This is a genomic window from Micromonospora sp. ATLC20 (assembly GCF_057196585.1).
Genome location: NZ_JBXUOV010000212.1, coordinates 1 through 9,140, shown reverse-complemented (window position 1 = coordinate 9,140; position 9,140 = coordinate 1). Strand labels below are relative to the sequence as shown.

The 9,140-nt window shown below is 72.0% G+C and carries 7 protein-coding genes and 1 pseudogene; 1 reads left to right on the top strand and 7 read right to left on the bottom strand.

Annotated features, from left to right (window positions below):
* Nucleotides 1-144: 144 nt before the first annotated feature.
* From AC2CHG_RS27615 to AC2CHG_RS27595, 5 genes are read right to left on the bottom strand one after another with little or no spacing between them, the layout of a single operon-like run.
* A complete protein-coding gene (locus tag AC2CHG_RS27615; protein WP_013475968.1) occupies nucleotides 145-987 on the bottom strand; it encodes a carbohydrate ABC transporter permease in 843 nt (280 codons plus the stop codon).
* On the bottom strand, nucleotides 977-1,924 hold the full coding sequence (locus tag AC2CHG_RS27610; RefSeq protein WP_194803089.1) for a carbohydrate ABC transporter permease: 948 nt from the start codon (nucleotides 1,922-1,924) through the stop codon (nucleotides 977-979). The genes AC2CHG_RS27615 and AC2CHG_RS27610 overlap by 11 nt, the downstream gene beginning before the upstream one ends.
* 11 nt (nucleotides 1,925-1,935) lie before the next feature.
* Nucleotides 1,936-3,219, bottom strand: coding sequence for an ABC transporter substrate-binding protein (locus AC2CHG_RS27605; protein WP_269697287.1), 1,284 nt, complete (start codon nucleotides 3,217-3,219; stop codon nucleotides 1,936-1,938).
* Nucleotides 3,220-3,240: 21 nt separating this feature from the next.
* Nucleotides 3,241-4,836, bottom strand: coding sequence for an FAD-dependent oxidoreductase (locus tag AC2CHG_RS27600; protein ID WP_194803090.1), 1,596 nt, complete (start codon nucleotides 4,834-4,836; stop codon nucleotides 3,241-3,243).
* A 40-nt stretch (nucleotides 4,837-4,876) separates the two neighbouring features.
* Entirely contained in the window at nucleotides 4,877-5,923 is a 1,047-nt protein-coding gene (locus AC2CHG_RS27595; RefSeq protein ID WP_484525899.1) for a LacI family DNA-binding transcriptional regulator, read from the bottom strand.
* A 384-nt stretch (nucleotides 5,924-6,307) separates the two neighbouring features.
* Here AC2CHG_RS27595 and AC2CHG_RS27590 point away from each other — a divergent pair, with 384 nt between their 5' ends.
* On the top strand, nucleotides 6,308-6,793 hold the full coding sequence (locus AC2CHG_RS27590) for a hypothetical protein (protein WP_484525898.1): 486 nt from the start codon (nucleotides 6,308-6,310) through the stop codon (nucleotides 6,791-6,793).
* Nucleotide 6,794: 1 nt separating this feature from the next.
* On the opposite strand, the gene AC2CHG_RS27585 is transcribed toward AC2CHG_RS27590, so the two are convergent.
* Nucleotides 6,795-7,604: a metal-dependent hydrolase gene (locus tag AC2CHG_RS27585; RefSeq protein WP_091427497.1), complete on the bottom strand. Its 810-nt coding sequence runs from the start codon at nucleotides 7,602-7,604 to the stop codon at nucleotides 6,795-6,797.
* A gap of 119 nt (nucleotides 7,605-7,723) precedes the next feature.
* Nucleotides 7,724-9,140, bottom strand: a pseudogene (locus AC2CHG_RS27580) (serine/threonine protein kinase); the annotation flags it as partial.

Here is a 9,140-nt window from a genome sequence, read left to right as displayed (position 1 = left end):
GGCCGGCGGCGGTGTCCAGCACCGCGGCCGGCCCGCCGCGCGCGGGGGTGGTCGCCTCGCGGCGGTCGAGCACCCGCGCGCCGGGACCGACCAGGGCGACGGCGGTCTTGGTGCCGCCGATGTCGATCCCGACGACCGGCTCGGTCATCCCTTCAGACCGGTGTGCGCGAGGCCCTCGACGAACTGCTTCTGCGCGATGACGAACACCGCCAGCACCGGCAGCGCGGTCATCGACGCCGCCGCGAGCTGCACGTCCCACATCGGACCGCCGTACGCGTCGACGAACTGGGTGAGCGCCTGCGGCAGGGTGAACTTGTCCGGCGAGGAGAGGAACACGATCGGTTCCAGGTACAGGTTCCAGCTGTGCAGGAACGTGAAGATGGCCACCGCGCCGAGCGCGGGCCGGGACAGCGGCAGCGCGATCTTCCAGAACGTGGCGAAGCGTCCCAGCCCGTCGACCCGCGCCGCCTCCTCCAGCTCACCGGGGAGGCTGATGAAGAACTGCCGCATGATGAACGTCGCCAGCACGCTCGGCGCCCCGAAGATCGGCACCAGGATCAGCGGCCAGTGGGTGTCGATCAGGTCGAGCTTGAAGAACATCTGGAACAGCGGCACGATCGTCACCTCGCTCGGGATGAGCAGGCCCGCGAGGACGACCAGGAACAGCACGTTCTGCCCCCGGAACCGGATCCGCGCGAACGCGTACCCGGCCAGCGACGCCACGGCCAGCGTGCCGACGGTGACCAGCAGCGCGATGTAGAGGCTGTTCAGGTACTGCTGCCCGAACGGCTGCAGCTCGAACACCCGCCGGTACGCGTCCAGCCGCGGATCGGTCGGCAGCAGCTGCGGCGGGAAGGAGAAGATGTCCGCCACCGGCTTCAGCGACGAGGTGACCATCCACCAGGTGGGGAACACGAACGGGACGGCGAGGACCATCAGTACGCCGTAGAGCACCAGCTTGGTCCGCCGGGACAGGTCACGATTCATGGAAGACCCACCTCTTGCGCATCTGCCACTGCAGCACCGTCAGCGCGAGCACGATGACGAACAGCAGGATCGACAGCGTCGCGCCGTAGCCGAAGTGATGGAACTGGAAGGCCTGCTGGTAGAGGTAGTAGACGAGCACCGTGGTCGAGGTGCCGGGCCCACCCTGGGTGAGCACCGCGATCTGCGCGAAGACCTGCAGCGAGCCGACCACCGTGATGATCGACGTGAGCATGATCGTCGGGCTGATCAGCGGCACCGTGATCCGCCAGAACTGGCGCATCCGGCTCGCGCCGTCCACCTCGGCGGCCTCGTACAGCTCGGCCGGCACGCCCTGCAGGGCGGCCAGGAACAGCACCATGTTCAGGCCGACGTTCTTGAACACCTGCACGACGATCACCGACAGCATCGCCGTGCCCTCGCCGCGCAGCCAGTTGGGGCCGTCGACGCCGATCGTGTCGAGCAGGCCGTTGATGCCGCCGTTGTCCTGCAACAGGAAGCCCCACACGATGGTCCACGCGACCAGCGAGACCACCACGGGGGAGAAGAACAGGGTGCGGAACACGATGGTCCCGCGCAGCCTCTGGTTGAGCAGGACGGCCAGCAGCAACGCCAGGCCGAGGTTGAACACGACCAGGCCGACCGAGAACAGGCCGGTCGACCGCAGCACCGGGCCCAGGTTGGGGTCGTCGGCCAGCGCGGCGTAGTTGTCGGTGCCGATGTAGTCGAAGCTGCCGGCCAGCACGTTCCACTCGTGCAGGCTGTACCAGACCACGAGGACCAGCGGCAGGATCACGAAGACCACGCTGCCGAGCAGCTGCGGGGTGATGAACAGGTATCCGGTGAGCTGGTCCCGGCGGCGGGTGGTCCAGAACGGCCGGGCCCGGCCCGGGGCGGGCCCGGCAGCAGCCGGGCCCACCCTGGTGTCCGTCTGGGTCATGATCCTCGGCCCTACTTCGCCAGCAGCGGCTGGATCTTGGAGCAGACGCCGTCGAGTACGCCCTTGACGTCCGCGTCCGCCTTCCACAGCGGGTCGAGCGCGGCGCGCACCTGCTGGCTCAGCTCGGCCTGCCCGGAGTGGCTGGGCTTGACGGTGCCGTTGGTGATGCCGTCGATGACGACCTTCTGCAGCTGCTCCGGCTTGAGCTTCGGGTTCGTCTTCGCCAGCGTCTCGGCGGTCAGCTGGGACTGCCGCGGCGGCGGGAAGAACTGGGCCAGCTTCGCCGAGTTGGTGGGGTTGGTGAAGAAGGCCAGGAAGTCGGCGGCCTGCTCGGCGTGCGGGCTCTTCTTCATCACGCCGATGCCGGCCTGGCCGACCACCGCGTACGGGCCCTTCGGGCCGGCCGGCAGCGGGACCAGGTCCCAGTCGAAGCCGTTCTCCTTCAGCAGGGAGGCACGGGAGATCTGGGTGACGGTCATGGCGGCGTCACCGGCGAAGAAGTCGGCGGTCGTGCCCGGACCGGGCAGCGCCTTGCCGGTGAAGATCGCCTTGTGCAGCGTGGTCATCGCCTCGACCATCTCCGGGCTGTTGAACCCGCAGCTGCGGCCGTCCTCGCTCCACGCCTGGGCGCCCCAGCCGGTCCAGAACGTGGCCAGGTTGTCCCAGCCCTTGTAGTCGAAGTCGCGGACCACGAGCCCGGCCTTGCCCGACTTCGCGGCGGTGGCGCCGGCCGCGGCGAGCGCGGTGTCCCAGTTCCACTGCCCGGCCGCGATCAGCTCGGCCGGGGTCTTCTGCCCGGCCTTCTTGAGCATGTCGTTGTTCACGAACACGCCGAACGGCGAGGTCGAGAACGGGTACGCGAAGAGCTTCCCGTCGTTCTGCCAGAGCTTCAGCGTGGCGGGGGACAGGTCGTCGTACTGGTAGCCGTCGGCCTTCTTCAAGGTGTCGTCGAGCGGGCTCAGCGCGCCGGAGGCGACGAAGTCCGGCGCCGAGTTCTCGAAGATCCACGCGAGGTCCGGCGCGTTGCCGCCGGCGATCTGCGTGGTCAGCGTCGTGGTGTAGTTCTCGAACGGCAGCGGGTCGAACTTGATCTCCGCGACGTCCGGGTTGTTCTTGCGGTACTCGTCGGCGATCTCGTTGAACAGCTTGAGGTGCGCCTCGTTCGCCGACCAGACGGTCATCCGCAGGCTCGCCGGACCGTCGTCCTTGGCGTCGCCGCCACCGCCGCAGGCGGTCAGGGCGAGCACACCGGTCATGGTCGCCGCGACCAGGCCGGACAGTCTTCCGTATCTCACTTTCTTCTCCTCACCGGGGGTTCAGTAGCCCGCGATCTGCGGCCAGCGGCATTCCACGCCGGCGGCCGAGATGCGGTCCGTGAATTCGGCCAGCAGGCGGGGGGTGCCGCGGACCGCGCGCGGGGACTCGCCCCGCGCAAGGCAGAAGTCGGCCAGCAGGCCGGCGACCTCACCGACGTTCCACTCGACCGGGTGCAGTCGGTAGCTGCCGTTGGTGATGTGCGTGGTGCCGATGTTCTTGCCGGCCGGCAGCAGGTTCTCCATCCGCTGCGGGATGAGCGCGCCGAGCGGGATCTCGAACGGGCAGGAGCCGACGTCGATGTAGTTGTCGCCGCCGGTCGACGGGTGCAGGTCGATGCGGTACATGCCGACGCCGATCGAGTCGGGGTAGCTCACCGCGCCGTGCTCGCCGCGTACGGCCAGGGAGAGGTCCTGCTCGACCACGGTGTACTCGGCGCGGATGCGGCGCGACTCCCGGATGTAGGGCGCCTGCGCCAGCCCGTCGGGGCTGCCGGTCACGTCGCCGCGCAGCCGCAGCCCCGGGTAGCCGGTGCCGCCGTCGGCGCGGGGCGCCTCGGTCTGCAGCCAGTACAGGACGGAGTACGACAGCTCGCGCGCCTGGGACAGGTGCCAGGACGCGTTCGGCACGTCGATGACCGGGCCCTCGAAGTAGTCGATCATCGGCCAGTTGACGAGCGTGATGTCGCTGCCGTACGCGCCGTCGACGAAGTTGCGCCGCGCCGCGATGCGCCGGAACGTCCACAGGTTGCCGTCGCCCGGGTTGAGCCGCTGGTCGGCGTTGACGCCCAGCGGGTCGTCGTCCGGGTTCGGCGTGAAGCTGCGCTCGACGATCTCCAGCGTGCGCGGGTGCGGCGACCGCCAGGACAGCAGCCGGTCGCCCCAGAAGTCCGGCTTGTAGTCGCGCCAGAAGTCGTAGCCGGCGGGCCGGTCGATGGTGTGGTCGCCGTCGACGTGGTCCAGCGCGAAGCAGACGGACACCGCCTGCATGTTCAGCGGCTGAGCCTCGGCGGGCGCGCTCGGCTCACCGGTCTGCGCCTGCGACTCGAACCCGGTCACGTACTCGGTGCCGGTCAGCGGCAGCAGCTCACCGGTCTCGGTGGCGTCCAGGACGTACGGCGCCTCCACCTCGATCCGCTCGTCGCGGTCCCGATGGGCGAGCGTGACGCCGGTGACCCGGTCGCCGTCGGTCTCGGCCGCGACCGGCCGGTAGGGCTGCAGCACCGTCAGCCGCCCGGACCCCCGGTACGGCGCGAGCATCTGCTCCAGGACCGCGACCGCGACGCGGGGCTCGTGGCAGAGCCGGCTCACCCAGCCGGCACCCGGGTTCAGGTCGGTCCACGCCCGGGACCGCTCGGTCAGCGGGTAGTGGCGGCGGTAGTAGTCGCGGATGCCGTCGCGCAACTCCCGGTAGCTCGCGGTGGCGCCGAACTGCTCGATCCAGGAGTGCTCGTCCGGCGGGACCGCCTGGCTGGTGAGCTGCCCGCCGAGCCAGTCGAACTCCTCGGTCAGGATGACGGACCGGCCGGCACGGGCCGCGGCCAGCGCCGCGGCGACACCGCCCAGTCCGCCCCCGACGACGAGGACGTCCGCACGCATTAGTACCACTTGCTTCCTTCCAGTTGCGCGGCCGGGCGTGTCAGCGCCGGTCGGCCGCCGATCCAGGGACGCCGAGGGTGTCGCCCTCGACGAGTTCGCAGGGCAGGAGCCGTTGCTGGAGGCCGCCGGCGCTGCCGTCGATGACGCCGGTCAGCACCTCGACGGCCTGGCGGCCCATCTCCTCGCGCGGGATGCGGAACCCGGTGAACGTGATGTCGGTGGGCACCGGGACGGTCGGGTCGCCGAGGGTCACGACGGACAGGTCACCGGGCACCGTCAGCCCCTTGCGGCGGGCGGCCGCCTCCAGCGCCACGGCGGTGGCGAAGTCCTCCACGAAGGCGACGGTGCTGCCGTCGGCCCGCAGGTCGTCCACTGCGGCGTCGGCGGTCTCCGCCGTCGCGGTGATCTGGCGGGCGCCGTCCGCGCCGGTCGCGCCGGCGTGGAAACCGCTGCGCCGGTCGTGCGAGGACTCGGCCGAGGTGCCCATGCCCACGTACGTCAGACGCCGGTGTCCCAGTTCCACCGCCCGCTCGGCCAGCCGGTGGACCGCGCTGGCGTAGTCGGCGCCGACGTAGGGCACCGGGCCGCCGGCGTCGTCGCGGCGTCCGACGGCGACGTAGGGGAACCCGTCGCGGTTGAGCCGGAGCAGCTCCGCGCCGTCGATCTCCCGGCCGAGCAGGATGCAGCCGTCGGCCAGCCGCAGCCGGTTGTCCTGGTGGAAGATGCGCCGCCGGCCGTCCACCACCGGGGCGCTGGTGAACAGCAGCAGGTCGCAGCCGACCCGTTCGGCGTACTCCTCGATGCCGAGCAGGAACGGGTGGAAGAAGTCCCGGCTGCCGCTGGGGAAGGCCGGCTCGTAGGTGAAGACGCCGATGATCCGGTTGAACCCGGAGGCGAGGCGGCGGGCGGCCGGATCGGCGGCGTATCCCGTCTCGGCGATGACCTGCAACACCCGGTCCCGTGTCTCCGGCGCGATCCGGACGTCGGCGTCGGTGCGGTTGTTGAGCACCAGCGACACGGTCGCCTGGCTGACGCCGGCCATGCGCGCGATGTCACGCTGGGTGACACGCCTGGGGGGAGGGGTCACGTCGGTCCTTCCACTTCCGCTAATGCGTATTAGCGATCGGGTCGGGATGGAGCCTCTCTGCTCTCCCGGCGTCCTGTCAAGGGGTGGCCGGAAGATTTCCGTTCGATGAACTCCCTGATGTAATGCGGATTAGCAACCGTGTCCGCCGCCGTCCGGCGGTTGTTCGGGCGGAGATCTTGACAAGGGTCGACCGAGCGCGCGACAGTAGGCGAACCTCGGCGCTAATGCGCATTATCGTGTCGTCGATCGTCCGCGCGGACGATCGGCGACTACTGCTTCCCTACTCAGAGTGATGCCGGGTGCGGCCTCTGTCCGCCGCCGTCCCGGGCACTACCGTTCTCATCGGACGGTCGTGGCGCCGTCCGCACGGGGGAGGGGGACAACGTGGGCACCACTGTCGCTCGTCATCTCGCCGGAGCAGTCGCGGCGTGGCTCGTCGTCGTCGCGGAGGCGGTCGCCGGCTACCTCGGCCTGCTGGCGTACGCGCTGGTCACCGGCGCCGACCCGGGCGGCCCGCTGGCCGGACCGCTGCTGGTACTGATCGCGGCGCTGCTCGGTGTGGCGGCGCTGCCGCTGCTGTTCGCGCCGGCCGTCGCGCTCGGTGCGGCGGCGGGACGGCGGCGGGCCGGTCCGGCGCTCGCGTACGCCGGGCTCGTCGCAGTCGTGCTGGCCGCCGGCTACACCGCCGCGACGGCGGTCGCCACGGACGTGCCCGGCCCTCGGGTGCCGCTGGTGGCCGGGATCGCCGCGCTGCTGGCCCTCCCGCCGACGGCGGCGTACGCGCTCACCGCCCGCGGCGTGGGCTGGACCGCCCGGCTGATCCGGGCCCGGGCGGCCAGCGCCCGACCGGTACGCGCCGAGGCGCGCTGACCTACACCTGGATGTCGAAGCGCTGCAGCACCGACGGGGCGACCAGCCCCACCGCGGCCAGGACGGACAGGATTGTCATCGCGGTGCGCAGCACCACCGTCTCGGCCTTGCTGCCGGTACGCAGGGCGATCTTGTTGGGCAGGCCGACCATCGTCCACATCCGGCGTTTGATCGGGATGGGCCACAGGATCGGCACCCCGGCCCGGGTGATCATGTCGCCGAGGATGTGCACGAAACAGCCCACCCCGACCGCGAGCCCGATCATCGGATAGCCCCGGTCGCCGGGCAGGTTGGCGAACGTGAACCAGGCCGCGGCGGCGGACACCAGCGTGACCACCACCCAGCCGGCACGCTCGGCCCACTTGTCGAACAGCCCGCGCAGCGCCAGGCCGATCATGAAGAAGAGGATGCCGACCACCGCCCACTTGCCGTAGTGGGCGCACAGTGCGGTGGTGCCCCAGCCGACGAGCACGGTGAACGGGATGGTGTGGGTCAGCGTGCGGTGCCCGTTGTTGCGGCGCGGGTCCTTGCTCAGCTTGGTGGCGTAGTAGACGCCGAGCGAGATCTTCTCCATCACCTCGGCGACGAAGAGGCTGACCACGCCGAAGGTGCGGGCCACGGTGGCGCCGCCCTGGTTGCGGGTGACCTTCCCGGACAGGTCCAGGTCTGGGAAGAGCGCCCCGCCGGCGCAGACCGCGGTGCCCACCGCCAGGGCCAGCGGTGTCTGGTGGTAGTCCGCGAACTGGGCCATCGCCCAGGAGCCGGTCAGCCACACCGCCGCGCCCGAGAGCGCGTGGGACGGTCCCATCATCTCGGCTCGCCCTTCCCGAAGATCTTGATCCACAAAAACTACGCCACTGTAGTCAGCCCGTGCGACAGCGGGGCATCAGCCGGACGGTCCACTGGGGAAGTGGTGCCCACCGCGCCGCATCAGCCCGCGGTACGGGTGGGCCGGACCGTGCCGAGGCTCGCGCGGATGACGGCGAACTGCTTCGAGGCGGCGGGCCAGTCGGCGTCGGAGGTGGTCCAGCCGAGCGTCCATCCGGCCCGCTCGCCTGGCAGCACGCGCAACGCGCGCATCCGTTCCCCGTACGGCGCGGTCCAGCGGCACTCCCACGCCGCGCCCGGGCCGTCGGACTCCAGCCGGACCTTCTGGTAGTGCGGCAGCCGGCCGGCCGAGGTGAGATCCCGCTCGGACGACTTCAGCCGGCCCACCGGATCACCGCCCGGGTACGGCTCGACGCCCAGGATGCGCCGCGTCTCCGGGTCCTGGAAGCAGGTGGTGTCGCCGGAGCGCAGCTGCAACCAGCCGGCGGGCAGGGCGATCCGGAAGCCGCCGGTGTCGGCGGGCCAGACCCAGCCGGCCGGAACGGTCACCGGCGGGTCGTCCGGTGGTGGTCCCTTGCGGACCGGTGTACCGGCCACGTCGGGCCGGACGCAGGGGAACGGCGGAGGCGGCGCGCCCGGCCCGGGCGGGCGGTCCCACGGGCGGGCGACGGCCTCGGTGGAACTGCCCGCCTGCGGCGGATCGTCGCGGCCACCGGTGATAGCCAGCGCGGTGCCCACCCCGGTCGCCACCGCCAGCAGCACGGCGCCCAGCACGATTCCCCAGCGGTGCAGCGGGTTCCCGTCGCCGGAGGTGAGCGGGGGATCGGCGGGGCGGGGGACACCGGCGGGCCGGGGCGGGGCCGGGTGAACGGCGCCGCTGTCGACCGGCCCGCTGTGGGCGACCGGTGGAGGCTTGCCTACCGGCGCGGCGCCGGGGCCGACGATGTGCACCGGGCTGAGGGCGTCGGCGCGGGGCGCCGACTCGGGGCCGCCCGGGCTGCCCGGGTCGACGAAGCTGGTGAGGACGGTGGGGCCGAGGCTGATCGGGGCCGGGCGGGCCCGCCCGCCCCGGGACGGTTCCGCGGTCGCGGCCTGCTCCGGTTCGGCCGCCTGGCCGCGTTCCGGTTCACCGGGCCGGGCGCTCGTCGGTGGTGCCGCGCGACCCACAGCGGCCGCGCGGCCGACCGCACCCGAGCCGCCGTCCCCGGCCGGGCCACCGGCGGGCGGACCGCCCGCCGCGGAGGGCCCACCGACCGTCCTCGGGCCTCCGACCACCTGCGAACCGCCGCCCGGGCCGGCCGCGCCCGCGCCGACGACCGTGCCTCCGACAGCCCCTCCGACCGCTCCCGAGCCGCCGACCGCTCCCGAGCCGCCGTTCGCGTCCGGACGGAGGTTTCCCTCCGCACGGCCGATCGGCGCCGACGAACCGGCCGCGTCCGTGCGCCCGAGCGCTCCCGAGCGGCCGGCCGGGGACGCCGGACCGCCGATGTCCGCGCGGGCGGCCGGGACCGAACGGGCG